This is a genomic window from Terrimonas ginsenosidimutans (assembly GCF_022012415.1).
Classification (GTDB): domain Bacteria; phylum Bacteroidota; class Bacteroidia; order Chitinophagales; family Chitinophagaceae; genus Terrimonas_A; species Terrimonas_A ginsenosidimutans.
Genome location: NZ_JAKLTR010000003.1, coordinates 356,322 through 382,770, shown reverse-complemented (window position 1 = coordinate 382,770; position 26,449 = coordinate 356,322). Strand labels below are relative to the sequence as shown.

The following is a 26,449-nucleotide window of genomic DNA, read 5'->3' as shown; positions in this document are numbered from 1 at the left end:
AAATTTCATCACATACCTCTCTTTGTTTAACACCGGGTATTGATAAAAACAAAAAACCCGGTCGATATTTACGACCGGGCTCATTTCAGCTTTACACAGCAACGTTATGTTACCGCATTGAAATAATCCGATCCTGTATATTTTGAACTCCCATCCATTCGGGGCATAAGAATGCCTGTTACCATTGCATACCAATAGCATCCGGCTGATGATTGTGCATCATTCCGTTTCATGAACAGATAACTATTATTTTGCGTTGCCATAGTGTTGTTTTTGTTATCAATCACTTTCCTCACTATTATCCAATAACGAACTGTCTATCAACAAAAAACCCCGCAATCTCTTGCGGGGCTTGTATTCTATCAAATGCTGTTAATGAATTTATTCAACAGTTTTACATGCTCCGCGGGCCTTATAGTCGCTCAGTAGACTAAAGCCTTTTATTGTTTCGATATTTGAGTGTATGCGTTGCATGTTGTTGTTATTTGCGATGCAAAGATGAAAGTATTTTCGTCATGCTACCAAATTTTTTCTAATATTTTTTTAAAAAATATTTTAGCAGTGCGGTTATGCTTTCAAATCGTTGGGCGAATAATGGCCATTTTTTATTGCGTAGATGATGATACCTGCAGTATTCTTTGCGTTCATTTTCTCCATGATCTTCATACGCAATCCTTCTACCGTTCGGACGCTTAGGAAGATATTTTCAGCGATCTCTTTACTTGTTACTCCTTCGCAGATATAGGTAATGATCTGCTTTTCGCGATCGCTAAATTCAAGTTTTGCTTTTTGCTTGTATGGATTGAACTTGCTTTTTGCAACCAGTTGAGCCAGCCTGTGTGAAGTATGTTTGCAGTAATAGGGCATTTGTTCGTAAACAGACTGAATTGCCTCTCTGATCTCATTTTTATCTGCGTTTTTTAACAGATACCCCTTCGCGCCGGATTCAAGCATCTCTATGATCTGTTCTTCTTCATCGAACATTGTCAATGCAATGATGCCTATATCGGGATACTTTTCCGTCAGAAATTTTGTTGCCGAAGCTCCATCCATTCGGGGCATTTTCACGTCAGTGATCACTACGTCTGGTTGGAGTGCTTCTACTTTCTCGATCAGTTCCTTTCCATCTTCCGCTTCTGCGATCAGCTCGATATCCGGCTGGCGCTGTAACATGAGTTTGAGACCATCCCGAAATATTTCGTGATCGTCAGCAATTATCACCCTGATGTTTCCGTGCACTTTCATAAGCTAGTTTGACACTGGTATTTCCAGAATGTAACTCGTTCCTTTCCCTTTTTCGGACATGCAGGAGATCTCGCCACCCATGATCTCTGCCCTACTTTGAAGGTTTCGAAGTCCCAAACCGGACTGTTCTTTTGTCCGGGCAAAAAAATCAAATCCCATACCATTGTCTGTTGTCGTGAGAACAAACAGGTTATTTTCCCGGCTTATTCTGATCGCAAGCATAGATGCTTCTGCGTGCTTGACAGTATTATGAACGATCTCCTGGACGATGCGATAAATGTTGATCTCTTTGTTAAGATCAAGGTCGAACTCCGCGTCTATGATCAACTTTACGGAAAGCTTGTAGGTATCTGTATTACTCTGTACAAATTCTTCAATTGCCTTGATCAATCCTTTGCGTACCAGCGTGTTTGGCATGAGGTTATTTGAAATCTCGCGAAGGCGTTTAATGATCGTATCTATATGCCTGCTGGATTTCTCAATGAGCACCTTATCTTCCGAATCCTGAGAATTCAGATTATTGATCTGCAATTTGACTGCAGAAAGCAATGGACCGAGCTCATCATGAAGGTCAGAGGCAATTCGTTTTCGCTCATTTTCAAGCGTGTCAATCTCGGCACGGATCTTTTCTTTGTGTAATACAAGGCTTCTCCGTTGATACCGGATTATTGTGATAATGAAGTAGAGCAGGATAATGCCTACCACGATCACTACGATCAAAAGACTGCTGTAAAGACTTTTCTCCTGGGTATCCATAATGCGGCCCCTGCGTATAAGATATTTACAAAAAGATTGGAAAACACCATCACATCATAGAATTTTCGCTGAAAGTCTTTACTTACATTTTCGCGCAAGACGGACAGCTGTGTGGCACAGATAATAATGAACAAGGTATAAAAAATAATAATCCCTATGCATATCCAAAGCTTCGCATTTTTCAGCATACCCCCGCGAGTATTGATAATTAGACCATTGAAGGTTGTTACACTGAAAAAAATCAAGGCAAAGGAGTACAATATCCTGAAATAAAGGTTGGGAGAAAAGACATGACGTGGTGCGGCATATGTAGAAATGCACCAGATCACGAAAAAAGAACTGACGATTCCAAGGAAGAGTTTTTTATTGCGTTTGAACAGTCCCCAATTATGGAACAGCCAGGCAAACAAAAGAAAGTCTGCCAGGGAAAAAACATTGGTAACTATTGTGGCTGCGTTATTTTGATGCAGGATCAATACCCGGCGAACCAGTTCTACTACTAAACAAAGGCTTACCCGGTAAATAAAGGGATAATAAGATGGGTCAATCTTTCTGAATCTTATTATCCCTATAATGACTGCGAAAACAATGCTAAGGCTAAGACAGAATTTTAGCAGATCGCTCATATATGCAGGCTGAAATTTTCAGGTTCGAATTTTTAAACCGATGATATGTGCTATTGAAGGCAAGGCGGGTCACACTGACCATATTCAACCCCTCCTATTCTACCCCCTGGCGGCACTTGTGTCGCTAAGCTTCCCGCACGGCTTTCTTTATCATAAAAAATATCCTTCCCCTGCGAATTAACACCAACAAGCATTAGACGCACCTCATTTCTGTTAGTGCCAGGCTTAACTCCGTAATAAATTCTCACACCGACATTGGTAGAATCTTTCAGCAGATCAAGCAAAGCCTGTTTATTAAATGTTTCACTTAACGGGAAATACAGCCCTGGGAATTGGCGTGCCAGCGAATCGCGTTGACCTTGAAACCCACCTCTGAATCCGTTGATGTCTTCTACCGAAATAAAGTGATCGATCTTTCCCAAGGCAGAAGTATCTTTTGGGAGGGGGATATAAACCCCGCCTTCATTTTTTGGAGTGCAGGCGTTCAAAATTAGGAATGCAGAGGCTAACAGCAGTAAGCCTCCCGGAAATAAAGGACGTTTCCTGGAAATAATCATGTTGATAGTTTTAATGGTTAACGCGTCTAAGGTATTCAAGCACAGGCAGTCACTCATGCGTAGAACTACTTTTTCCCTTATCAGTAACTACGCAAAATTATCAGTAGGGCATCGCTTGATTTCTGGCCCACACTCCCGCACCTTTATAACCGAAACACCAGCTGCACTGCAGCGCATCAAGAGACCTAACCATTAAACCTTTTTTATGAAACATTACCCGGCTAACAGAAAACACACCCAGAACATCCCGCTCAATTCGAAACCAGAGGTTTTCGCGCCAGAGATCCTTGCGGACTCCCTCGAAGTAATGGAGAGTTATTGCGTACAGAAAATAGTACTTCTTCAGTCATCGCTCGAAAAGCTCAACGTTGCTGACAATGCCCGCGAAATAATCGGCATTTGCCAACAGATCAAAAAGGAGAAAAAGCTTCTTACTCAAATTATTAGTCGAAAAAAATTGGAAACCGGAAGAAATAATTAGTCCTCTGTTTTCCGCAGGTTCAACCACGCATACATTCTCAACGGTAACTGAAAAAGTATAGCTATCGAGATTTATGAGTATGTCAGGCTGATCTAACAAGAATACACTGAAAAAAATTTCTTGCTCCTGACCACATACTGAGGAATCAAACGACTGCATATCCTGTCATCCCTCACGCCATTTTCTCCGTCAAATATCTCCAATAACGCTTTGGCATGTGACGGATATGCAGTTTCATATTCTTACGCTCAGGAATATTGACGCTGGAAAAGTACTGCTGCCATAATTGTTGGCAAAGCTCTTCTTTCTCATCAAGTACAGAAGACCTTTCCTCAACAATTGATGCCTGAGAGGAAGATCCAAAGTCAATACTTACTTCCTCCAGGGAAGACCCGTCATAGTGGATCCCGTACTTTCTACGAACGTCATAGATCAACCATCGCTGATCGGCATATCTTTCCCTAAAGTGCTTAAGTATTAGTGGCAACACATTATAATCCGGCTGAATTACACTATAATATAATCCATCACCAGTTAATTTAAATCTTACAAAAGCTTCCATTCGATGCTTTTCACGATATACTTTCCGGCTTATCTGCTGTACAAGCAAAACGTCGGGATTTCTATAATTATTCTCGACGGAGTTTTTAGAAGACACTGTATACTTAGCATATCGTAGCAAACAATTATCCATTTCAGAAAGCTCTGCCAGGAAACATCTGTAAAACTGACTCAGTGCCGCCGTTGACATTTTCGAATTAAGCTTAGCCATCACCCGCTTTGCTTTCTGTTCGTTCGTATAAACAACATGATGTTTTTCAAATAATGCAGGAGAAAAATCACCCTCTCTGCATAATGTCACGTCCTTGAGCTTGTACTCATATACCTCAAAGATAGCAGTAAGCAATCCCGCAAAACTGCCATCATATACAACCTGTTTCATTCTAAAACAATTGAAGTTGTGCAGAAAAAGCCGCCTTGTATTTGCTTGCTCCTCCATTCAATATAAAACTCCGTATCTGTTCGGGCTGCCAGTCTTTCCGCTCATAGTCCTTGTCACAGATAAGGAAGTACCTGACTTTATTGATCATCACTCCCATCTTTTTCAGATGCTCCCAATTAAGACGGCCAAAACGCCTTGCGGTACAGATCTTTCGCGCAGACTCTAAACCTAAACCAGGAACTTTTATGAGAAGCTGATAATCTGCGGAATTTATATCAACCGGAAAAACCTGCATATTCTTTAAAGCCCAGCTAAGCTTCGGGTCTATTTCCATTTCCAGCTGAGGTGTGGCAGGGGACAAAAGTTCGCCCACCCGAAATCCATAAAAGCGCAATAACCAATCCGCCTGATACAAACGATTTTCTCTTATAAAAGGAACGGGCGTTCCTACAGATGGAAGTCTTTTATCATTGCTTACAGGAACATATCCCGAATAGTAAACCCTTTTCAATTTCATCTTTTGATAAAACTCAGTAGCGATACCCAGCACATCCCAATCTGTTTCTTTTGTTGCGCCAACGACCATTTGCGTGCTTTGCCCCGCCGGCAGAAATAACCGGGATCTATTTGAAGCACTTTTACTATCTATGTTTTCAGCTATTGCCTTCTTCAAATACTTCATCGGCTGCACCATATCTTCCCGCTTTTTATCTGGCGCAAGAAGAGCCAATCCTTCGCTGGTGGGCATTTCTATGTTCATACTGAGCCTATCGGCATACAATCCCGCCTGATGAAGCAGATCTTCACTTGCTCCGGGAATTGCTTTAAGATGGATATATCCATTGAAACGGTGTTCGGTTCTCAGCTTCTGAGCAATTTTCACTAGCCGTTCCATCGTATAGTCTGCATTTTTGAATATCCCTGAACTCAAAAACAGGCCCTCGATGTAATTACGGCGATAAAAGCTTATTGTCAGATCAACAACTTCGTCTATCGTAAAGGCCGCCCGCCGCACATCATTACTTTTCCTGCTGATACAATAAGCGCAATCATAAATACAATGGTTGGTCAGAAGTATTTTCAGAAGAGATACACATCTCCCATCTTCTGTATACGCATGGCAAATACCCATGCCTGACGCATTCCCCAATCCTCCGTTCTCATTTTTCCGTTTACTGCCACTGCTGGAGCAACTTACATCATACTTGGCAGCGTCTGCAAGTATTGAAAGTTTTTCAATTGTTCGTGTATTCATATTTACGGATTAAAAGCAACTAAAGTATATAGTAGCCGGTGCCGGCATCCCATATCTGTTACGGTCCACTGATATGTTTCAAGAGGAATTGGGAACCATCCGGGAAAACCCTCGGACTTATTCAAAAGTTAATTCCTTCTATCTGCACATTGAAAATGTACCAAAATCCCAATTCCTCATCAAATTCAAACTCCACCGTCCATTGCCCCTGAAGATGCAAATATTCTGTTTGTAGTGATACCCGAAGTTTATACTGACCGCTCACCACAGAATATTTATCATTAACGCTGCAATCCTCCTGCTCAAACTCAATTTCTCCCATGTCTTCATAAGCCTGTTTGAACTGATTGATATACCACCTAAATTCTTCGTTGGTCAACGGTTGCCGTTCATTCAACTGTACACTTTTTTGGCGCAGATGCGGAAGGTATTCGACAAGATCACGGCGAAGTATGCTACTTATTATATGGAGTGCTGCCTGACCATTATCATATACAGGATCAGGGTAAAATTCATCATAAATAAAACAGTACATCATTCCCGGCATACTGAAGTCTTCAATTTCTTTTTCAAACAATTCTTCCACCGTAAACCGGTAGAGCTCTTTCGAAGAAATATTCGGGCTGCATGCATCCAGGGTAACACCGTTATTGCGCATATGATTACTCAACTCTGCCCAGGCGGCTTCGAATTCATCCTCAGACAATTCTGCAACAGCTTTGAAAATATCCGGCTTCCCAATCTTCTCAAAAACCCTGACCATTTTATAGTCTTCCAATTGTTTTTCAAAGGCAATTACATGCTTAAGGAATTCATGTTCTATTTCCGCAGGAAGAGGAGTCTTCTGTTCTGAAAACTTAGCTCCTTTTTCCAGCATCAATTTCATCTTCAAAATGCTGTTCTCTGCACGGATGCGCTCATCATTACTTAAATGTGAAAAATCTTCTTTCATATAAAATATTTAAATCCTTTTAGTTACCAATCTCACTAATCGTTTCAGGATTTAAATATAGAACCAGATGCATGCGTCCTCCAACGGAAAAAAACAATTTCTTGGCGTTAAAAAACGACAAGTATTTATTGGATAATTAACCCATAGTCATTATATAATCGAACACAAGCGGCATCATCAAAAAAGCCGGCCCTGTTCTCCCGGCCTTCTGAATATACTGGTATCCAGTTCATACCTATCTTCATTGAGCTTGTAAAGTTTCCCAAACTTTTTATATTGCTGCTGTATGATCTGAGCAATACTTCCTTCTCCCCTCATTCTTAATCCCCAGCGGGAATCATTGACCTTTCCGTCATGAGATTGTTCGATCAGGTGCCAGACTTTATCAGCACGATCCGGAAAGTTTTTATATAACCAGTCATGAAAAAGCAGCTTTATCGCACCGTTTAAACGGATAAAAGTATATGCCGTGAACTTCGCACCTGCATCTGCGGCAGACTTCATGATATTATGCATTTCATGATCATTCAGACCCGGGATCATCGGCCCCAGCATAACTCCCATTCTTATTCCAGCGGAACTCAACTCTTCGATGACCTTCAGTCGCTGTTTAGCAGTGGTAGTTCTGGGCTCCATCACCCTGCGCAGGTCTTCATTAAAGGATGTGATGGAAACCATTGCTGACACAAGTTTCTTTTTCGCAAGTTCCTGCAACACATCCTTATCCTTTATGATCCACGAATTTTTGGTCAGAATACCAACCGGATGATTAAACTGGTTACAGACTTCAAGCAGGCCGCGTGTGAGACGGTATTTTTGTTCAGCCGGTTGATAACAATCTGTATTGCCGCTTAGCATAATTGGCATCACTTCCCATTTGGGATGCATTAGCTGTTTTCTCAGCAGCTCGGGAGCGTTGACTTTTACAATTATCTTTTGTTCAAAATCTAGCCCTGCGCTATATCCCCAGTATTCATGAACATTCCGCGCATAGCAATAAATGCATCCATGCTCGCAACCGGCGTATGGATTCATACTATACGCCATTCCAACATCCGGACTCTCGACCTTATTCACGATCGTGCGCGACTGTTGCTCTATGTACTGTGTAGGCAGGTTATTTTCGGACCAATCGTCTATGCCCTCAATATGCTCACGGGTGAGTTCATCCTTTAAAAATCTGTTGCTTGTATTTATTTGTGCACCACGGCCCTGGAGATACTGATCAGCCTCCTCCTTTTCCCTCGGCTTTGTTCTAAAAGGATCCATAAGTAATTTATTAAAAGACAATAATCCAAAGCACCATCTCGCGAAACAGAAGATAGCAGCATTCACCTGGCAGAGAGCCATCCGGTATCGGCTTCAATCAAGTGGTAAAAAACCAAGAGGGTGGGTAAATCAATCAAAGAATACATATAGGCAGAAGGATTCAAGCAAATGCGGTACTGCAGTCTTCAATTTCTTTTACCCTTTCCTCTCAGAATAAAACCCCTTGCTTTGTATTAACGGGGAGATTTTGAAATTCGAATCGTTTCAGAATATGGTAGCTTTTGTCGTTTTCTCTCTTCTTCAGCAAGATCATTCCGTCCGCAATGAACCGTCCTGTAAAATTCTTACTACTATACTCCAACCAGCTTTGCTCATATTGCCATGGCAGCAATTTGCGGGCTATCGTAAGATGGGGTTCATCGATAAAATGAGGCTTATGTTCTTTATCAAACTTCAAAAGCCGCTGAGACTTTTTGATCTCTTTCACCAATTCCCTGATAGGCTCTTTAGTTGTCACAGTAACATAAATACTATGGGAAGGAAAGCTTCCAAAATTCTTAAGCTCTACTTTAAACGGATACTGACTCATCGCTTTTACCTTGAGACAGTTAAGGATTCGCTCTTCCATCATTTCCAGTTGCGTAAACCTGACCAATGTCAAATGAGGCTTGCTCCATACAGCCTGCTGTGCTTTAAATTTCTCTGCAAATTCCTGCTTCACTTTACCGATACGGTCACGCAATTCTTCGTGCGGATTTAATACGAGCAAATACTCGCTGCTGCGATAGGTTGACAGTGTGCTAATATCTTTTTGCATAAAACCGTTTTTATAATGATGTATGTATTTAAGGCATCAATCTGAAAATATTAATGATCTTGCAGGCTTCGCCCGGAATTTTCTTCAACAATACAAGTTCAGATGCGGTAAATGTTTCAAAAAAAAATCGCTGAGAATAATCCCTCATAGCTCGTTCATAGACATCTTCAGCCAGTTGACCGGCGAAACTAAGATGAGGCCGGGCAGTCCATTTGACCGGAGGGCAGCCATTAGACTGAATATATTCACCAATAACATTCAGCTTTTGCGTAAGCAGATCGAACGGCAAATGATCCTGAACCCTCAGATAGACAGTATGTGGCGGGATACCGCTGTAATTGTTAAGCGTTACGTCAAAGCTTTTATGTGTGCTGCAAACGCGTTGAATCCAACGGATCAATGTTTCTTCCATCGAATCCCTGGCCACAAAACCAGCTACAGCGATATGAGGTTTTGAGCGTACACTCTCTTTATCCGGATAGCGCTGATTAAAGTATTGCCTTTCCGCCAGCACCTTACTGTATACATCCATATCCGGATGTATAACAAGCAGGTATTCAAACTCATCTTGTCTGACTGGCGCAGTATTATAAACGTCTGTCCAGTCCTTCCAGGCTACTCCCGGCCTCCTCTGTTGAATTGTCGCTTGTAACATAACTCCCTCCTTTGATCATTTTCTTAGCATAAACTTACTAAATTATTTAGTTTTTAATTTTATTTTTACTAACTTTATTTTTCGGGTTTTGAATCATCTTGTTTATTAAACGTTTGAGTATGGAAGAAGAATTTTATGGAGCGGCGTACAAAGGTTCGAAGCAATTTTCTCAGCAGCAAATAAGAACGGCAAATGCGACTGGATTCGGTGCGGCCGCTGATGATTATATGGAAAGAGGGATCGATCTGAATGAGCAACTGATCATGAATAAGCCTGCGACATTTTTTTTCCGCATGCGGGGAGATGCCATGGCGGATGCAGGTTTGAATGATGATGATGTGCTTATCATCGACCGCAGCATAAAGCCAACTAACGGCAAGATCATTGTAGCGGCCTTGGATGGCGAGTTAGTTGTCAGACGATTTCAGCAAACTTTCAATCGCGTGACCCTTTCCCCTGAAAATAAAAAATATAAACCTATTGAAATAGGAGAATACAATACCTATTCGGCATGGGGAGTTGTAACCTGCGTGATTCATCCGGTAGACTCCACGTTACAACTTCATTTGCATAATAGAAAAAAGGATAACAAATCATCAAACTGGTAGTATGAAAGCCATCGTTGATTGCAATAGTTTTTATTGCTCCTGTGAGCGGCTGTTCAAACCAAAGCTGGAAAAACGGCCCGTTGTTGTACTCAGCAACAACGATGGATGTATTGTATCCAGAAGCGATGAGGCTAAAGCAGTTGGAGTAGAAATGGCAGGGCCTTATTTTCAGGCGAGACATTTGATCGAAAAACATGATGTAGCTGTATTCTCTTCGAATTATAATCTATACGGCGATCTGAGCATGCGGGTGATGGACACATTACGCGCTATCGCAGGAACGGATAAGGTGGAAGTATATTCTGTTGATGAGGCATTTGTAGATCTGCCCGAAATGCCGTTTGATCAATTGGAGCAAGCAGCACGGGAAATGAAAGAAATCGTTGAACAATGGACCGGCATTTCTGTATCTATCGGTGTAGCGCCAACGAAGACGCTGGCTAAACTGGCCAATCACATCGCCAAAAAAAACAAAAATATAACTGGCTGCATCTCCATTCTTGCAACTCAGCATCAACAACGCGAAGCCTTACAACATACCCGGTTAAATAATATCTGGGGAATTGGTCGCGCTAATGCAGCTAAATTATTCAATATGGGCATTACCAGTGGCTGGGAACTGGCAACCATGCGTGAAGAATGGGCGCACGCAAATCTTGGCGGCGTAGTGGGCGTACGCCTTATAAAAGAATTGAGAGGGGAGTTGGCCGTGGATACAAAAAAGGAACTGGTGGAAAAAAGAATGATCGCTACCACGCGAATGTTCGGCAGTCCAGTGAATAATATTGAGGACATAAAAGAAGCAGTTGCAACTTACACTTCCCGCGCAGCAGAGAAACTACGTCGGCAATACAGTGCTGCAAAAGTGGTAAGTGTGTTTATTGTGGGCAAAGGACAGGACCATCTGCTGGACTGGCGGGAAGATAGCATAAGCGATCATGCTACACTTCCTGTAGCGACATCGATTACCCAGGAATTGATCAAGCCGGCGCTCGAATTGGTCGAACATCTTTACCAACCGGGGAATATTTATAAAAAAGCAGGCGTAATGTTAAGTGGGCTTGTTCCTGATGACTCCGTGCAGGGTAATCTTTTTGACACAACCGACAGAAATACGCAAAGGCAATTGATGAGTATGATGGATAATATCAATTTCAGCCAACGAGATGATATTCTAAAATTTGCCTCGTCCGGAACTACCAGAGACTGGAAGATGCGGCAGGAACTACGAAGTGGAAGATATACGACGCGGTGGAATGAACTTTTCGAAGTGAAATAGCCAAAGTGAATATCATTGAACCACGGAGTTGTTGAAAGTTCAGCCTTGTTTGCAGCGACAGTTATTGCAAATGAAAGCCCTGGCAATCATTCATCGAAGACAACGGCTAATTTGTTTATGACACTGCAGACCCAAATGGAAACTGTAATCTTGGTTGGCGCCTTAAAAAAAGAATGTTGTCTTTATCCGGTGTAAATCCGGGTATTTATAAACAGGTACATTAAGTTTATACGTCGGATGGCCGCTGGTGATGCAAGACTAATCTATCAGCCTTGACTTACAGCTCTTATTTGCCTGCCGGTTCCCAATATTTTCGAAGAAAGTAAGGGTAATCTTATTTGCCGGCAGAGCTTGTTTTTTGCTTTCCAAACCTATCTCTTTGCCGGTCAAATTAATTAGTGCGCAAGTCTTTGGTGCTTTCAAGAAAAGACACAACTGGCTGTTTTAAACTACTCCACTTTACAATAAACACTTTGTAAACTGCCATCGGGTTTACTTAATCATGTTTTTTCACGCTGATTTTTCGTTTTAATCCCCTTAAATTTTGTGTTTTCAACCTTGCTACTTTTGGATGATACAGGATATTTGTTTTGATATTATTTCAGCGCGTGGAAATAATATTGGTTGATGCGTTAGCCAAACCTGAGGGGAGTATTGCGGCCTGTGTTATTGCTAACACGAGCCGGCAGGCAGATCTTTGCCTGCAAGAATTTCCTGGCAATCCAGGACCTGGTGGTGGTGGCGGGGGAGGGCCCAAATGGGGGTGGTGGGTGGAGCAGAGAGGCAAAGTCGATACACGCCCCCCTCCCCTTGACCGGTAGTCCTCCCTCCAAAAATATTCAACCCCATCTACCATTTCAATATCCTCCAAAGCCATGCCCCTTCATATTCGCTGCCTACCAGATAATTCGCCTATCCGCAACCTCCGCAACAAATGTAAAGTCCTGCTTACAATTATCCCGCCTCTGCATTACACTTATCCCCTTCTGTATCGAACTACTACTACACGAAACAAAGTCGACCGCGAAATAGCGTAAACCTAAAAGCGCCTCGGAATTGTGCGATAGCAACAACACCGAAACGCTCCAGTCGTACTCATTTACAATATCATCTATCAGTCAAACAATCCAGTCTGCCTGGGCGGTTCATCGCCAAACCTGGGCTTGATCAACTTTAACCCACACTCCTTATTCATTTTATCCACTAGGTACACAGTTAACTCAGGCGACGTTGCCTCATCATGCATATGCATGAAAAAGTAAAGCTCTTTCATTCCGTGATCCAGCCAATACTTCATTCGTTCCACCCAGGCGTCGATTCGCGTATAGTCGGAGGGATGCAGACTGTTTCCCACATACCGGATAAAAGCCTTGGGAATGGTAAGATGCATATGTGCGCAATCGCGGCGACCAGCCGTATCGGTTATTACAGCACCCATATTCAAGGACGTGAGCGTATCACACATCTCCTTCTGAATCTCCGGTTTAGCAAACCAATCAGGATGCCTGACTTCGAGAAAGAATTGAAGATCGGTAGGAAGAGTTTTCAAAAAGTCGAACAATTCATCCTTTCTTTTAGGAGAAAATGTATCGCTCACCTGAACGAAGATTGGTCCTAGATGATCCTTGAACGCCATAATCCCGCGAAAAAACTCATTGACGAGAAAATCCTTTCCTTTAAGATTTCCGCGATGCGTAACGCCCTGGTACATCTTTGGGCAAAACTTAAAGTCTTTCCCTTTTGCCTTTTCCGCCCATTTACTGATCCCTGCTTCTCCATAAATCTTATAGTGTGTCGCATTCAATTCAATCGAATTATAATGTTCTACATAATGCTGCAGAAAATCTTTCTCTTTTGTTTTAGGCGGATATATTTTTCCCACCCACTCGGTCCTACCCCATTTTGCACAACCAAAATAAACCTTTGGATGCTTCAATGCCTTCCCTTTCAAGATCTTCTTGTTTGACACGGGTTCTGCTGGTAAACTAAAGTCTACCAGCTTCAGTTCGTCTTCCGGCACTCTACCAAATTCCATATTTGCTTATTTATACAACTAAACTAAGAGAAAGAAAGAGAAAAAGACAAACTGTCCGAATAAAACAAAAGGTAAAAAGCAGAAAACCAATAGCAAGGCTATCAGCCGATCTTACTTTTTACCTTTTACCCTCAACTTTATAATGTACAGGGAACTTTCTTAAATACATTGATCGAGTCAAACCGCAGCTTACTCTCATCCTTGAACAAAGCTGTATCTCCCTTTTGAATGACATCACCAATTGCAGGCCATAGACTGGTACCACTGATCTTCCAGGCGGCCTGCCTGACAGACATCGTACCTTCTGACTTAAAAAGATACCAACCCGAGAGAATATCTCCTCTCACTTCCCCCTGAAATTCACCCACGTTTCTGTCTTTCTCAAAGATCGAATACGTCAATGGGCCGGCTATTACGGCACCTTTTGTTTCGATCTGCAAAGCTGCAGTATCCCTTTTTGAGATCGACGAATAACAACCTGTAAGAGTCGTATCATACGAAGATGACACACCGGAAGAGTTTGATAACGTGTCTGTTGTATTGGATCCTGTGTCACCGATCTTATCCCCGGGATTATTACATGCCGCAAGGGCACACAGCACGCCCGCAATAAAAAGCTTAGTTTTCCGCATATACTTTTTCCCCACCATCATGAAATAGTTATGCCAGATTCCAAAAAGAAAACGCATGGCCGAAAATCGATGGCCGCTGACCGGATCCTGATCGCCTATCAATAATCAATCCCTTCGCCTGACAGGCATTCAAAGCCATTCTTCTTTCAAATCCGGGATCTGCTGCGATCATCAGCCATCGAGTCAACCAGGTTTTTCAACTTATTTAATATTGCCGTCTTTAAACTTCTGCTGTCTTCAATAACGGTTCAAGTTGAGTAAGTTCATCATCAGTGAAGATCTTCGACAGAATATAGAATCTTACACCAAGCGGGATCTCCAGCGAAAAGCTGCTTCCACGTCCCGGCGTAACATCCAACGTTAGTTGTGTATGTTTCCAGTATTCAAACTGATCCGCATTCATGTAAAATTTACATCCTGCAATTTCACCTAAACACACATCGCTGCCGCCAATCCGGAACTCTCCTTCCGCAAAACACATCGGCTGGCTACCGTCACAACAACCGCCGCTTTGATGAAACATCAGGTTACCATGCATTTCTTTCAACCTGTCGATAAGCTGAAGCGCCTTGTCCGTCGCTAAAACACGTTTGATCATACAAGAAAACTTTTACTGTTCACAGATTAGCAAAAATGGAAAACAGTGGCTTGCGCCACCGTTATTCCTAACTTGCCAAACTAGAAAATCGTTTGATCCGATATTTAACCAATGCACTTTCGCCAATACCGAAAACCAATCGCAACGGCGGGCTCATCTCCCTCAGCCGATGCATAACAATGATCAGCAGCATCTGCATTGCGCTTAGAAAAATCCAAGCTTTTCTTTGCTGTAAGAGATCAGCATATTCTTCGTCTGACGATAATGATTCAACATCATCTTATGTGTTTCGCGGCCAAAGCCCGATTTTTTATAGCCGCCGAAAGGAGCATGAGCAGGGTACGCATGATAGTTGTTCACCCAAACACGGCCCGCCTCGATCGCACGCGGCACCTGGTAAAGCTGATGCGCATCACGTGTCCATACACCAGCACCAAGACCATACAAGGTATCATTAGCAATGGCGATCGCTTCTTCCGTTGTTTTAAACGTAGTAACCGAAACGACCGGACCAAATATCTCCTCCTGGAAAATGCGCATTTTATTGTGACCCTTGAAAATAGTCGGCTGAATATAGTAGCCATGCTCTAATCCTGAATTCTGATGAAAAGCTTCACCACCCGTCAATATCTGCGCACCTTCCTGTTTGCCGATATCCAGATAGCTCAGGATCTTTTTATACTGATCTTCTGAAGCCTGCGCTCCCATCGTAACGGTTGAATCAAGCGGATTACCAAGCTTGATCGCCTTAGTACGCTGGATCACGCGCTCCATAAATTTGTCATAGATCTTTTCATGCACCAGCATCCTGCTCGGGCAGGTACAGATCTCCCCGTTATTCAGTGCAAACATCACAGCACCTTCAACAGCTTTGTCGAAGAATGCGTCGTCTTCATCCCCAACACTTTCGAAGAAGATGTTCGGACTCTTACCACCCAACTCCATTGTGACAGGAATCAGATTTTCAGAAGCGTATTGCATGATGAGCCTTCCCGTAGTTGTTTCTCCAGTAAATGCAACTTTATTGATTCTCGGAGAAGAGGCCAGCGGCTTTCCCGCTTCCACGCCAAACCCTGTAACAATGTTCAATACCCCTGCAGGCAAAAGATCACCCACTAATTCCATCAGCACCATGATGCTTGTCGGAGTTTGCTCAGCAGGCTTGACCACCACGCAACAACCTGCTGCAAGCGCGGGAGCGATCTTCCATGTAGCCATCAGCAATGGAAAATTCCAGGGAATGATCTGCCCGACAACACCAATAGGTTCATGCAGATTAATGCTTACGGTGGTTTCATCATGCTCGCTCAGCGTACCTTCTTCGCTTCTTATCACACCAGCGAAATAGCGGAAGTGATCAATGACTAAAGGCAGATCTGCCGCGCGGCACTCACGAATGGCCTTACCATTGTCAATAGTTTCAACTGTTGCGAGAAGCTCCAGGTTATCTTCTATAACCTGGGCGATCTTCAACAGAATATTACTGCGATAAGCGGCTCCGCTTTTTCCCCATGTGGCAAAAGCCTTGTGCGCCGCATCGATAGCCTTTTCTATATCCTTTGCGTTACCCCGGGCCGCGTGTGTAAATACCTTTCCATCAATCGGCGATATGTTATCAAAGTATTCTCCCGATGACGGAGCAACCCATTCACCCCCAATATAATGATCATACTTGTCTTTGAATTTTGGACGTGCTGCAATGGTGGACTTAGGAGCAGCTGCTGTAGAAGTACTCATATTCAAGCGTTTTTATCGTTAAAGAATACTGTAACTTCCTACATTAAAAACCAATACCTGTATACTTTCGTACTTTTTGCTAGCACGATCGTACTCTGAATTTAGCCAGTCCGGAAAAATACCCTACCTTGATCGCGTCTAAACGTACCGCCTATGCCGCCAAAAAATTACCTCCATCCGGTAGACCTAACACAGCCAAAATATCTTCAAACTTTGGTGGAGAACAGGCGTGTATTCAATCTTGAGAATTGCGAACTGAACGTTTTTGAAAGCTACCAGGAAACATATCGCGTACCGTTGACCTTTAATGAGTTTGTGATCACCAGCATGGTTCGCGGGAAAAAAGTGATGCACCTTTTTGATCAGCCCTCTTTTGAGTATCTGCCCGGGGAAACGGTGATCGTTCCTGCGAACGAAACAATGGTGATCGATTTCCCTGAAGCGCAACAGGATAACCCAACGCAATGTATCGCCCTGGCTGTTGACGCCGCGTATGTCAACAATACCCTGCAGTACCTCAACACGTACTATAATAGTGACCCGAATGAAGCACGCGACTGGCGCCTTCAATTCAATCAATATCATTTCGCTAACGACACAGAAGTTACTGATCTGATCAACAAATTGATCCGTGTTTGCAGTAGCGGTGAAAAAGGCAAGAATATTTTCGCCGATCTTAATCTGAAAGAATTACTGATCAGGCTTGTTCAAAGCCAGCACCTCCAACAGGTGGCCGTCGAAAGCATCGATCACACCAATCAAAGCCGCCTTCATTTCGTACTGCACTATATCCATGAACATTTGACTGATAAGATCGCTGTTGATGCATTAAGCCGCAAAGCTTATCTCAGCCGCAACATGTTCTTCAAATGGTTCAAAGAGCAATTTGGCGTTACTCCACTCGATTACATCAACCGTGAGCGTATCAAACTCGCAAAACAACTTCTCGCGGATAAACGCAACAACGTAAGCGCGGTAAGCATGCAATGCGGATTTACTGATGTGAACTACTTTGTAAGATTATTCAAAAAGTCAGAAGGAATTACCCCTGGCGTCTATCAGGCAATGCTATACGCGAATGATTCACGAATGGCTGCTAATTAACGCTGACGCGAATGAGCACGAATGTACGCGAATAAGCACGAATTGCCACGAATGAACGCGAATCACGAATGAACTAGAAGACTTGTGAATCGCTTCCGGCGGTTGCAAAAAGATATATAAAAAGGAAGGGTCAAACGTCATTGTTTGACCCTTCCTTTTTTATTTGCCTTTCATGAGCGACGCATTCGTGTACATTCGCGGCAATTCGTGTTCATTCGCGGCAATTCGTGCTCATTCGCGTTCATTCGCGTATCAGAGTAGTTCACGTTTCGTATTCTCCTTCCTTTCTCCGTACTCACTGATTAATTCAGCCACCAACGCTGTCCAACCGGTCTGGTGCGAAGCACCAAGACCACGTCCGCTGTCACCATGGAAGTATTCGTAGAACGCAACAAGATGTTCATTGCCTGGCTGTTTGTAGAACCAGCCATAATCGCCATGCAGTCTTCTTTCGCCATCTTTTGAACGTTCGAAAAGGCTGATCACGCGTTTGGTGAGATGTTCTGCAACCTGTTCTAGATTCATCTGAACACCAGAGCCCGTTGGATATTCTACAGTTAATGAGTCTCCATAGAACTCACCATATTTCTTGATGGACTGAATGATCAGGAAGTTGATCGGCATCCACACAGGACCACGCCAGTTAGAGTTACCGCCAAACATATCAGAAGTTGCATCACCCGGATCATATCGAATGCTGTAGATATTTCCATCAACAGTTACGGAATAGGGATTCTGATCATGATATTTTGAAAGCGCACGGATACCACCCGGGGAAAGAAATCCGTCTTCGTCAAGCAAACGCTTCAGCATATCGACGAGTTTGTCTTTCGGAATAAGGGACATCAGTATTTCACCATCATCACTACGTTCTTCATTTGGCCAGTACTTCGCATGTTTTTTGCGATAGTTCTCAAACCAGGTAATTCTCTTTTTAAAATCAGTAAGATGATCAAGTGCCTTTTTGTTGATAGTTGAAACTGCATATAAAGCGGTGATACCAACAACAGACTGTATCCTCAACGGAACAGGATCTGCTCCGCTCACGCATAACACATCGTAGTAAAATCGATCTTCCTCATTCCACAGACCATGCTGATTGAGCGATTCTGCGATCAGTACGAAATGCTCAAAAAATTTCGTGGCAGTATCTTCAAATGAAATGTCGTTCATAGCAATCTCAATTGCCATCTCCATCATGTCAAGAGCATAGGTGCCCATCCAGCTGGTACCATCGGCTTGTTCCAGCTGCACTTCTCCAGGGAAATGAAAACTGCGGTTGAACACTCCGATATTATCGAGGCCTAAGAAACCTCCTTCGAAGATATTGTTACCGTTCACATCCTTCCGGTTGATCCACCATGTGAAATTGATCAGCAATTTCTGGAATACTTTTTTCAGAAACTTGATATCTCCATTACCGGTTTGCTTCTTTTCGATATTATAAACCTGCATGGCAGCCCAGGCCTGAACAGGTGGGTTAACATCACTAAAGTTCCACTCGTAGGCAGGCAGTTGCCCGTCCGGCTTCATGTACCATTCCCGCATTACCAGCAATAACTGATGTTTCGCAAATACCGGATCCACCACAGCCATGGAAATACACTGGAATGCAAGGTCCCATGCAGCATACCATGGATATTCCCATTTATCGGGCATCATGATGATATCCTGGTTCTTCAGATGCTTCCAGTCATTATTTCTGCCTGTCATTTTTGAATTACTAACAGGAGAAATACCATCACTGGAGGAAAGCCATTCCTCCACATCAAAGTGGTAGTATTGCTTGCTCCAAAGCACTCCGGAAAGCGCCTGTCGCTGTATCTGCGCCATGTCTTCACTCATGCCCTTAGGCAGGATGACGGCATAAAAATCATCCGCTTCTTTTTTTCTTACTTTGAAAACATCTTTAAACCCGGGAGCGAACGGTTTTTCAGTCAGTGTTGTATTCAAACGGCAGTAGATCGTCTTGGTGGCACCTGCCGCTACCTTCATCTTATACACAGGAGAAAATTTTGTCCCATCTTTCTTCTTCGTTAGTTCATCAACATTCTCTCCCTTAATGATCGCATGATTGAAGGCATCTTTTGTAAAGATGGACGTGTTTGGGGTATTGGTTACGACCTGAGTATTTGTCTCATTCTCGGTAAAGAAGGTCTTATCTGCAGATTGATAGTAGAAATAATACTCCCCTAATCGTTCGTGATCTATTTTAACCGTTGTTTTATTGTGTTGCCTGATTGATGGTTTTTCTTTGAATGTTCCATCTCTCCAGCGATTATAACACCATAGTGTAGGCAACAGCGTCATCTCAGCAGGCTTGGAATAGCGGTTGGTCACATCGATCTTTATGAAAATATCCTGCGCGCTTTGTTTTGCATAAGTAACCAACACATCAAAGTACTGGTTGTTATCAAAAGCTCCTGAATCAAGGATCTCATATTCCGGATCAAGCTTGCCACGGTTCCTGTTTTCTTCGCGCAGCTTTTCGTAAGGAAACTCCTGCTGGGGATACTTATACAGGTATTCCATGTAGTAATGCGTAGGAAGATTATCCAGATGGAAATATAACTCCTTCACATCTTCACCATGATTTCCCTGCGGATTACTCAGACCAAACAACCGCTCCTTCAGAATAGGATCCTTCCCATTCCACAGGGAGATCCCGAAACAAAGGTTACCGAAGAAATCAGAGATCCCCGCCAATCCATCTTCACCCCAGGAAAATACACGGCAGTTGGCATGATCAAAAGGGAAATAATGCCATGCATCGCCATTCTGGCTATAGTCTTCTCTAACCGTTCCCCATTGCCGTTCGCTAAGGTACGGGCCCCATTGAGCCAAAGGAACTGATTTACCCGCATTCACCGCGAGCCGTTGGTGTTCTGCTGTCATTGCAAAAATTTATCAGACGCGAAAATAAAAAAAGAATGAACGCGAATGGCCACGAATGGACGCTAATTAGCGCTAATCTTCAGGAATTAACGCGATCCTAATGAAGATTAGTGTATTCTTCTAATGATTCATTTCAAACTAATGATTCTTCTACTCGTATTTCTTTTGAAGACTGAATAGTATTTTCCTCTCTTCTTCTGTAATCACGATCGATGAATCCGATGGAACAAAATGTAATTTGAAGGAAGCAATCGCAGATTCAGGTTTTTGTATCGTATAGCCGATAATGCGCAATGCCTGCACAGGGTTGAAATCAGCCGGCACCTGAACACCGGTCGTATCATACCAATAACCATACCCTTGTTCGGCCAGGCGCTGCCAGGGAAATGTCCTGTTAGGATCAACCTTACGACCAGGCGCAATATCAGCATGGCCAATGAAATTGGCGGTTGGAATATTATAAGCTCTTTTCAAACGACCCAATAATACAAGCAGGCTCATCATTTGCTGATTACTGAAACTATCCACGCCGTTATTGTCGATCTCTATGCCCACGCTGCTGCTGTTAAGATCGGCATTATTTCCCCACTTACTCACCCCGGCGTGATGAGCCCGCAACAGATCATTCAACATATGATGCACCGTCCCGTCTTTGCAGATCACATAATGAGCACTCACCTGTGTACGCGGAATGGTGAAAGTCTTCAACGTTTGCTCACAACTATTTTGAGCAGTATGATGGATCACTACAAAATTTGGTCTCCGCATAGAGAAATTGGTAGTACCTACCCAGTCACCTGCGTAATTCAAACCGGCTGAATCGCGTACAGGATATTCCTGCAATATCCTTGCATATTCCTTTGCCTGTTTCCTGTATTCTTTATTCGTTTTTGAAGAAGGAGAACAGGCTGCCATCATCAGCATTACCAGGCATCCAGGTATAAAGAAATATTTCATATCATTCTCAAAATGTCCTTAAAGATAAAAAAGACTGACCTCTTTCACGCTTTCTTTCAAAAATACACATGAGAACAATATTTCTTCTTATAGCAGAAATACGCGATGGTATCGTTTTTGGACCTCTTTCCGAAACTATTGATCACTTAATTGATTTTTATGAAAAGCTTAAATGGAAAGAAAATCGCCATACTTACAGAATCCGGTTTCGAAGAAGTTGAGCTGACAAGCCCTAAGAAAGAACTGGAAGATGCAGGAGCAGAAGTGCATATCGTTTCACCACAGAAAGAAACGGTAAAAGCCTGGGACCATGATCATTGGTCGATCGAACTGCCCGTGGATGTTCAGGTTGAAAACGCTAAAGTGGAGGATTATGATGCCCTAGTGATCCCGGGAGGTGTCATCAATCCCGACAAAATGCGTATTAACCAGAAATGTGTAGAATTTGCTCAACAATTTCTCGAAGTGGGCAAACCTGTCGCAGCCATTTGCCACGGACCACAATTACTGATCGAAACAGGAATGATCAGCGGAAGAAATATGACATCATATCCGTCTATCAAAACGGACCTCGAAAATGCCGGTGTGATCTGGACAGATAAAGAAGTAGTAACAGATAACGGACTCGTCACAAGCCGCAGCCCTAAAGATCTTCCCGCATTCAACAAAAAAATGATCGAAGAAATAAAAGAAGGAACACATGATCCCTCTGTGTTCACTCCTACACCAATGCACTAGGGAATGAAGGATCAGAAAAATGCCAGGTGAGATCACCTGGCATTTTCATATATGTTTATTCGTCAGTTTACCCGTCCAGGTCAAACTTATACGATCACGTTATGCGTCTGCGGTTACTGGAGGCCACCCAATCGTCTTTCTGACATTTGCCACAATGATGGGTGCCAACATCAATGGATTCCGTGTTCCCGCAAAAGCTGCAGGAATAATAACCCTTATTCTTTATCTGCTTCGCTTTATGATCCAATGAATCAGGCATGACGGGCAAGCCATACCTCACGTCTTCATCCTCGTAAAAAAATACGCTGATATCTCCGTTGGTTTCAATAATGGCCTGTTCAACCTGACCCAAGTGTGAAACACCTTTTAGTCTGAGTTCTGCAAAAAACTCATCCTGTCCGAGATTTTCTTTGGAGAAGTTATTGATGGCGAAGCGGCCTTCCCTGATCAAACAGATCGGTTTTCCCTCTACGATCCTGGCGACTTTCTTGCTACGGCCGACCAGGTGCGTTACGAAAATATACAGCCCGATCACAATAGTGAATACGATCAGCGCCGGGATCAATCCAACATCTTTATAGAACATAGGATCTCCAGCGGCCGAACCGAGACCGATTATCACTACCAGTTCAAAGACCGATAGTTGCCTCACTCCACGTTTACCAAGAATGCTTAAACTGAAAAGAATGACGGCAAACATGATCAGCGAGCGGATGATCACCTCAGGTAAAAAAGTCCATTCCTCACTTCCCAGAAGGATCTCTTTCCAACTGAATTTACCTGCATCTAAAATAAACATAGCTTACATATTTCTGCGGTATTGCCCACCGACCTCATAGAGTGCGTTTGTGATCTGACCAAGCGAACAATACTTCACTGTTTCCATAAGCTCTGCAAATAGATTGCCATTGTTGATCGCGGCCTCTTTCAGCCTGTCCAGCATTTCGGCGGTTTTACCGGAATGCCGCTGCTGAAACGCCTCCAGGTTGCTGATCTGCTGATCTTTTTCCTCGGTCGTACTCCGGATCACTTCCGAAGGAATGATCGTTGGTGATCCTTTCTTATTGAGGAATGTATTTACACCGATCAGTGGCAGCTCCCCTGTATGTTTCTGATGTTCATAGAACAGACTTTCTTCCTGGATCTTATTCCGCTGATACATTCTCTCCATTGCACCTAGAACTCCTCCTCTGTCAGTCAGCCTGTCAAACTCCTGCAATACGGCTTCTTCAACCAGGCTTGTCAGCTCTTCCATCACAAATGAGCCCTGTATGAAGTTTTCCGTTTTTGCTGTACCTAACTCACGGTTAATGATCAGCTGGATCGCCATTGCCCTTCTCACACTCTCTTCTGTAGGTGTAGTGATCGCCTCATCATACGCATTGGTATGAAGAGAATTGCAGTTATCATAAATGGCGTACAATGCCTGCAATGTTGTGCGGATATCATTAAAATCGATCTCCTGCGCATGAAGGCTTCTCCCGGATGTCTGAATATGATATTTCAACATCTGGCTTCTTTTATTCGCCTTGTACTTATACTTCATTGATTTCGCCCAAATCCTTCTGGCGACACGACCGATCACACTATACTCCGGATCCATACCGTTGCTGAAAAAGAAGGAAAGATTGGCGGCGAAATCATCGATCGCCATTCCCCGGCTCAGGTAATATTCAACATAGGTGAATCCGTTTGCGAGCGTGAACGCAAGCTGCGTAATAGGATTCGCCCCTGCTTCCGCAATGTGATAACCGGAAATACTGACACTATAAAAATTCTTCACTTTCTGCTCAATGAAATACTCCTGTACATCCCCCATCAGCTTCAGGGCAAATTCAGTGGAGAAGATGCAGGTATTCTGCGCCTGATCTTCTTTCAGAATATCAGCCTGCACGGTTCCTCTCACCTGTTGTAACGCAGCCTCTTTGCATTGCTGATAAACATCAGCAGGCAGCACTTCATCGCCCGTCATGCCAAGCAATGCGAGTCCTAAACCGCTATTTCCCTGCGGTAACACGTCCCTGGCGGACGGGTTATTATACACCGGCATTTTCATTCCCGGATATTTCTCTGCAAATACTTTTTTCACCAACTCAGTCTTACCTTCTTTCTGCAGCCATTTCTCACATTGCTGATCGATAGCAGCGTTCATGAAAAAAGCAAGCAGAACAGGAGCCGGACCATTGATCGTCATGCTCACGGAGGTGCGCGGATCACACAGATCAAAACCGCTATACAATTTCTTTGCATCATCAACTGTTGCGATGCTGACGCCTGCATTGCCGATCTTTCCGTAGATATCGGGCCTGATGGCAGGATCTTCTCCGTACAAGGTCACACTATCAAACGCTGTAGACAAACGCTTCGCTGGCTGATCAACACTTACATAGTGAAACCGCTTATTTGTCCGCTCAGGACCTCCTTCTCCGGCGAACATCCGCGTAGGATCCTCACCTTCTCTTTTCAAAGGAAACACACCTGCGGTGAAGGGAAAATGGCCGGGAACATTTTCCTGCGCTTCCCACTGAAGAATATCACCCCAATCCTTATACTTCGGAAGCACCACTTTGGGAATGCGGGTTCCCGACAGGCTTTTGGTGAACATTTCCTGGCGGATCACTTTATCCCTGACTGTATATTCGTAATAATCTTTTTCATACTCCTGCACTTTTTCTTTCCAGTGCTGCAGTAATTTTCGGCTCACCGGAGTCAATTGATCCGTATAAAACGCGATCTGTTTTTGTATGATATCAAGAAGCTCATCCGATGCTTTTCCCTTTAGCGTTTCAAGTGAACCATTCAGCTGATAGATCTTGCTCGCAATTGCTGCCTGATCTTTTACCAGCTGATCATAGTTGCGGTTGTTTTCGCTGATCTCACTCAGGTATCTTACCCGTTTTGCCGGAATGATCGCCTGAGACACTTTTGCTGTTACCGAAAAAGCAAACGAACCAAAATCAGTCTCCTTTTTTTCTTTGACCTTTTTGATAAGAAGCTCAAAAAGATGATTCACTCCGTCATCATTGAACTTGCTGGCCATTGTTCCGATCACGGGCAGCTCTTCATCTTTTGCCGACCATAACCCGTGATTGCGCTTGTACTGTTTTTTTACATCCGCCATTGCATCGAGTGCACCGGCTTTATCAAACTTATTGATGCAGATAATATCCGCGTAGTCAAGCATATTGATCTTTTCAAGCTGCGATGCTGCCCCGTATTCGGGAGTCATTACATACATACTGATATCGCAGTAGTCCAGTATGGACGCGTCGCTTTGTCCCACACCCGCAGATTCGAGAATAATAAAATCAAATCCGGCTTCTTTGCAAATATCAATGGCCTCCTGTACATACTGGCTTAACGCGATATTATCATCCCGGGTGGCAAGGCTGCGCATATATGCGCGGGGATGCGAGATCGCATTCATCCGGATCCTGTCACCAAGCAGGGCTCCGCCTGTTTTCTTTTTCGATGGGTCCACTGAGATAACCGCAATTGTTTTCTCTGTAAAATTCTGCAGGAACCTTCTTACCAGCTCATCGGTGACACTGCTTTTCCCGGCTCCGCCAGTGCCCGTTATGCCAAGTACTGGTGTAACCGTGGAATACGGCGCGGGTTCTTTCACCTGACCATTTTCCACATTGGTGATCTGCCGGGCGATCTTGCGTACGTCCTTAACTTCTCCAAGCTGCATCGCAGTGGGATACTCCCCTTTACCATTCAGCAGGATATCGCACTTGCTGATCACATCTTCGATCATTCCTTCAAGTCCCATCTGGCGACCATCATCCGGAGAATAGATCCGGGTGATGCCGTACTTGTGCAATTCTTCTATTTCATCAGGGAGGATCGTGCCCCCACCCCCTCCAAAGATCTTGATATGCCCGCAGCCATTTTCCTGCAGCAGGTCTTTCATGTATTTAAAGAATTCCACATGCCCGCCCTGGTAGCTCGTGATCGCAATTCCCTGCACATCTTCCTCAATGGCTGTCTCCACGATCTCCTTTACCGACCTGTTATGTCCCAAATGGATGATCTCCGCCCCCTTACTCTGCATGATCCGCCGCATGATATTGATAGCGGCATCATGCCCGTCAAAAAGTGAAGCTGCCGTTACTATCCGAACCTTATTCTTTGGAGTGTAGCTCATAATTCTTGGATCAAGTTGAAGAGGCAAATTTAAACGAAAAAACTAATGCCCGTTAGTATCTGAGAGGAAAAGGAGGCGAAGGATAAAAAGAGGGGATTGAGCGGCGAGGCAAATTCCGTTCAAAAACGCACCTTTTTATACAATTCCCTGGCTTTCCGGC

The 26,449-nt window shown here is 43.6% G+C and carries 23 protein-coding genes; 5 read left to right on the top strand and 18 right to left on the bottom strand.

The window, feature by feature from the left end; translation table 11 throughout:
- Positions 1-104: 104 nt before the first annotated feature.
- From LZZ85_RS06655 to LZZ85_RS06640, 4 genes are all read right to left on the bottom strand, one after another.
- Entirely contained in the window at positions 105-263 is a 159-nt protein-coding gene (locus LZZ85_RS06655; protein ID WP_237869914.1) for a hypothetical protein, read from the bottom strand.
- Between the two features lie 304 nt (positions 264-567).
- Positions 568-1,245, bottom strand: coding sequence for a response regulator transcription factor (locus LZZ85_RS06650; RefSeq protein ID WP_237869912.1), 678 nt, complete (start codon positions 1,243-1,245; stop codon positions 568-570).
- 3 nt (positions 1,246-1,248) lie between these two features.
- On the bottom strand, positions 1,249-2,001 hold the full coding sequence (locus LZZ85_RS06645) for a sensor histidine kinase (protein WP_237869910.1): 753 nt from the start codon (positions 1,999-2,001) through the stop codon (positions 1,249-1,251).
- Positions 2,002-2,677: 676 nt separating this feature from the next.
- Positions 2,678-3,241, bottom strand: coding sequence for a hypothetical protein (locus tag LZZ85_RS06640; RefSeq protein WP_237869908.1), 564 nt, complete (start codon positions 3,239-3,241; stop codon positions 2,678-2,680).
- 148 nt (positions 3,242-3,389) lie between these two features.
- Between LZZ85_RS06640 and LZZ85_RS06635 the strand changes: the two genes are divergently transcribed.
- On the top strand, positions 3,390-3,665 hold the full coding sequence (locus LZZ85_RS06635) for a hypothetical protein (protein ID WP_237869906.1): 276 nt from the start codon (positions 3,390-3,392) through the stop codon (positions 3,663-3,665).
- Between the two features lie 172 nt (positions 3,666-3,837).
- Here LZZ85_RS06635 and LZZ85_RS06630 read toward each other — a convergent pair whose 3' ends face one another.
- The 6 genes from LZZ85_RS06630 to LZZ85_RS06605 form a co-directional block, all read right to left on the bottom strand.
- Entirely contained in the window at positions 3,838-4,608 is a 771-nt protein-coding gene (locus LZZ85_RS06630) for a TIGR03915 family putative DNA repair protein (RefSeq protein ID WP_237869904.1), read from the bottom strand.
- Between the two features lies 1 nt (position 4,609).
- A complete protein-coding gene (locus tag LZZ85_RS06625) occupies positions 4,610-5,863 on the bottom strand; it encodes a putative DNA modification/repair radical SAM protein (RefSeq protein ID WP_237869902.1) in 1,254 nt (417 codons plus the stop codon).
- Positions 5,864-5,984: 121 nt separating this feature from the next.
- Positions 5,985-6,815, bottom strand: coding sequence for a hypothetical protein (locus LZZ85_RS06620; protein WP_237869900.1), 831 nt, complete (start codon positions 6,813-6,815; stop codon positions 5,985-5,987).
- 177 nt (positions 6,816-6,992) lie between these two features.
- Positions 6,993-8,084: a PA0069 family radical SAM protein gene (locus tag LZZ85_RS06615; RefSeq protein ID WP_237869898.1), complete on the bottom strand. Its 1,092-nt coding sequence runs from the start codon at positions 8,082-8,084 to the stop codon at positions 6,993-6,995.
- Between the two features lie 208 nt (positions 8,085-8,292).
- Positions 8,293-8,901, bottom strand: a complete 609-nt coding sequence (locus tag LZZ85_RS06610; protein WP_237869896.1) for a 2'-5' RNA ligase family protein — start codon at positions 8,899-8,901, stop codon at positions 8,293-8,295.
- Positions 8,902-8,929: 28 nt separating this feature from the next.
- A complete protein-coding gene (locus LZZ85_RS06605; protein WP_237869894.1) occupies positions 8,930-9,556 on the bottom strand; it encodes a 2'-5' RNA ligase family protein in 627 nt (208 codons plus the stop codon).
- A gap of 119 nt (positions 9,557-9,675) precedes the next feature.
- On the opposite strand from LZZ85_RS06605, the gene LZZ85_RS06600 reads away from it, so the two are divergent.
- Together LZZ85_RS06600 and LZZ85_RS06595 are read left to right on the top strand one after the other, a co-directional pair.
- Entirely contained in the window at positions 9,676-10,164 is a 489-nt protein-coding gene (locus tag LZZ85_RS06600) for a LexA family protein (RefSeq protein WP_237869892.1), read from the top strand.
- A gap of 1 nt (position 10,165) precedes the next feature.
- Entirely contained in the window at positions 10,166-11,443 is a 1,278-nt protein-coding gene (locus tag LZZ85_RS06595) for a Y-family DNA polymerase (protein ID WP_237869890.1), read from the top strand.
- Positions 11,444-12,557: 1,114 nt separating this feature from the next.
- Here LZZ85_RS06595 and LZZ85_RS06590 read toward each other — a convergent pair.
- The 4 genes from LZZ85_RS06590 to LZZ85_RS06575 form a co-directional block, all read right to left on the bottom strand.
- A complete protein-coding gene (locus LZZ85_RS06590) occupies positions 12,558-13,478 on the bottom strand; it encodes a DUF72 domain-containing protein (RefSeq protein ID WP_237869888.1) in 921 nt (306 codons plus the stop codon).
- A 137-nt stretch (positions 13,479-13,615) separates the two neighbouring features.
- The gene (locus LZZ85_RS06585) at positions 13,616-14,110 is read right to left on the bottom strand and encodes a hypothetical protein (protein WP_237869886.1); all 495 of its coding nucleotides are present in this window, start codon (positions 14,108-14,110) and stop codon (positions 13,616-13,618) included.
- Positions 14,111-14,330: 220 nt separating this feature from the next.
- Positions 14,331-14,708 carry a DUF779 domain-containing protein gene (locus LZZ85_RS06580; RefSeq protein WP_237869884.1) on the bottom strand — a complete coding sequence of 126 codons (378 nt, stop codon included), beginning with the start codon at positions 14,706-14,708 and terminating at the stop codon, positions 14,331-14,333.
- A 204-nt stretch (positions 14,709-14,912) separates the two neighbouring features.
- On the bottom strand, positions 14,913-16,445 hold the full coding sequence (locus LZZ85_RS06575; protein WP_237869882.1) for an aldehyde dehydrogenase family protein: 1,533 nt from the start codon (positions 16,443-16,445) through the stop codon (positions 14,913-14,915).
- A 153-nt stretch (positions 16,446-16,598) separates the two neighbouring features.
- Between LZZ85_RS06575 and LZZ85_RS06570 the strand changes: the two genes are divergently transcribed.
- On the top strand, positions 16,599-17,549 hold the full coding sequence (locus tag LZZ85_RS06570; RefSeq protein ID WP_237869880.1) for an AraC family transcriptional regulator: 951 nt from the start codon (positions 16,599-16,601) through the stop codon (positions 17,547-17,549).
- Positions 17,550-17,801: 252 nt separating this feature from the next.
- On the opposite strand, the gene LZZ85_RS06565 is transcribed toward LZZ85_RS06570, so the two are convergent.
- Positions 17,802-20,444, bottom strand: a complete 2,643-nt coding sequence (locus LZZ85_RS06565; RefSeq protein ID WP_237869878.1) for an MGH1-like glycoside hydrolase domain-containing protein — start codon at positions 20,442-20,444, stop codon at positions 17,802-17,804.
- 150 nt (positions 20,445-20,594) lie between these two features.
- A complete protein-coding gene (locus LZZ85_RS06560; RefSeq protein ID WP_237869876.1) occupies positions 20,595-21,401 on the bottom strand; it encodes an N-acetylmuramoyl-L-alanine amidase in 807 nt (268 codons plus the stop codon).
- 159 nt (positions 21,402-21,560) lie between these two features.
- Between LZZ85_RS06560 and LZZ85_RS06555 the strand changes: the two genes are divergently transcribed.
- Entirely contained in the window at positions 21,561-22,139 is a 579-nt protein-coding gene (locus LZZ85_RS06555) for a type 1 glutamine amidotransferase domain-containing protein (protein ID WP_237869874.1), read from the top strand.
- A 94-nt stretch (positions 22,140-22,233) separates the two neighbouring features.
- Here LZZ85_RS06555 and LZZ85_RS06550 read toward each other — a convergent pair whose 3' ends face one another.
- Both LZZ85_RS06550 and LZZ85_RS06545 read right to left on the bottom strand, forming a co-directional pair.
- The gene (locus tag LZZ85_RS06550; RefSeq protein WP_237869872.1) at positions 22,234-22,938 is read right to left on the bottom strand and encodes a DUF421 domain-containing protein; all 705 of its coding nucleotides are present in this window, start codon (positions 22,936-22,938) and stop codon (positions 22,234-22,236) included.
- A gap of 3 nt (positions 22,939-22,941) precedes the next feature.
- The gene (locus LZZ85_RS06545; RefSeq protein ID WP_237869870.1) at positions 22,942-26,289 is read right to left on the bottom strand and encodes a methylmalonyl-CoA mutase family protein; all 3,348 of its coding nucleotides are present in this window, start codon (positions 26,287-26,289) and stop codon (positions 22,942-22,944) included.
- Positions 26,290-26,449: the final 160 nt, after the last annotated feature.

Bases quoted from the DNA above. Each gene is read 5' to 3' on its own strand.
- LZZ85_RS06585 (WP_237869886.1), bottom strand. From the start codon at position 14,110: ATGCGGAAAACTAAGCTTTTTATTGCGGGCGTGCTGTGTGCCCTTGCG.
- LZZ85_RS06650 (WP_237869912.1), bottom strand. From the start codon at position 1,245: ATGAAAGTGCACGGAAACATCAGGGTGATAATTGCTGACGATCACGAA.
- LZZ85_RS06550 (WP_237869872.1), bottom strand. From the start codon at position 22,938: ATGTTTATTTTAGATGCAGGTAAATTCAGTTGGAAAGAGATCCTTCTG.
- LZZ85_RS06580 (WP_237869884.1), bottom strand. From the start codon at position 14,708: ATGATCAAACGTGTTTTAGCGACGGACAAGGCGCTTCAGCTTATCGAC.
- LZZ85_RS06545 (WP_237869870.1), bottom strand. From the start codon at position 26,289: ATGAGCTACACTCCAAAGAATAAGGTTCGGATAGTAACGGCAGCTTCA.
- LZZ85_RS06590 (WP_237869888.1), bottom strand. From the start codon at position 13,478: ATGGAATTTGGTAGAGTGCCGGAAGACGAACTGAAGCTGGTAGACTTT.
- LZZ85_RS06620 (WP_237869900.1), bottom strand. From the start codon at position 6,815: ATGAAAGAAGATTTTTCACATTTAAGTAATGATGAGCGCATCCGTGCA.
- LZZ85_RS06600 (WP_237869892.1), top strand. From the start codon at position 9,676: ATGGAAGAAGAATTTTATGGAGCGGCGTACAAAGGTTCGAAGCAATTT.
- LZZ85_RS06560 (WP_237869876.1), bottom strand. From the start codon at position 21,401: ATGAAATATTTCTTTATACCTGGATGCCTGGTAATGCTGATGATGGCA.
- LZZ85_RS06615 (WP_237869898.1), bottom strand. From the start codon at position 8,084: ATGGATCCTTTTAGAACAAAGCCGAGGGAAAAGGAGGAGGCTGATCAG.
- LZZ85_RS06640 (WP_237869908.1), bottom strand. From the start codon at position 3,241: ATGAGTGACTGCCTGTGCTTGAATACCTTAGACGCGTTAACCATTAAA.
- LZZ85_RS06555 (WP_237869874.1), top strand. From the start codon at position 21,561: ATGAAAAGCTTAAATGGAAAGAAAATCGCCATACTTACAGAATCCGGT.
- LZZ85_RS06565 (WP_237869878.1), bottom strand. From the start codon at position 20,444: ATGACAGCAGAACACCAACGGCTCGCGGTGAATGCGGGTAAATCAGTT.
- LZZ85_RS06625 (WP_237869902.1), bottom strand. From the start codon at position 5,863: ATGAATACACGAACAATTGAAAAACTTTCAATACTTGCAGACGCTGCC.
- LZZ85_RS06605 (WP_237869894.1), bottom strand. From the start codon at position 9,556: ATGTTACAAGCGACAATTCAACAGAGGAGGCCGGGAGTAGCCTGGAAG.
- LZZ85_RS06645 (WP_237869910.1), bottom strand. From the start codon at position 2,001: ATGGATACCCAGGAGAAAAGTCTTTACAGCAGTCTTTTGATCGTAGTG.
- LZZ85_RS06575 (WP_237869882.1), bottom strand. From the start codon at position 16,445: ATGAGTACTTCTACAGCAGCTGCTCCTAAGTCCACCATTGCAGCACGT.
- LZZ85_RS06570 (WP_237869880.1), top strand. From the start codon at position 16,599: ATGCCGCCAAAAAATTACCTCCATCCGGTAGACCTAACACAGCCAAAA.
- LZZ85_RS06630 (WP_237869904.1), bottom strand. From the start codon at position 4,608: ATGAAACAGGTTGTATATGATGGCAGTTTTGCGGGATTGCTTACTGCT.
- LZZ85_RS06610 (WP_237869896.1), bottom strand. From the start codon at position 8,901: ATGCAAAAAGATATTAGCACACTGTCAACCTATCGCAGCAGCGAGTAT.
- LZZ85_RS06655 (WP_237869914.1), bottom strand. From the start codon at position 263: ATGGCAACGCAAAATAATAGTTATCTGTTCATGAAACGGAATGATGCA.
- LZZ85_RS06635 (WP_237869906.1), top strand. From the start codon at position 3,390: ATGAAACATTACCCGGCTAACAGAAAACACACCCAGAACATCCCGCTC.
- LZZ85_RS06595 (WP_237869890.1), top strand. From the start codon at position 10,166: ATGAAAGCCATCGTTGATTGCAATAGTTTTTATTGCTCCTGTGAGCGG.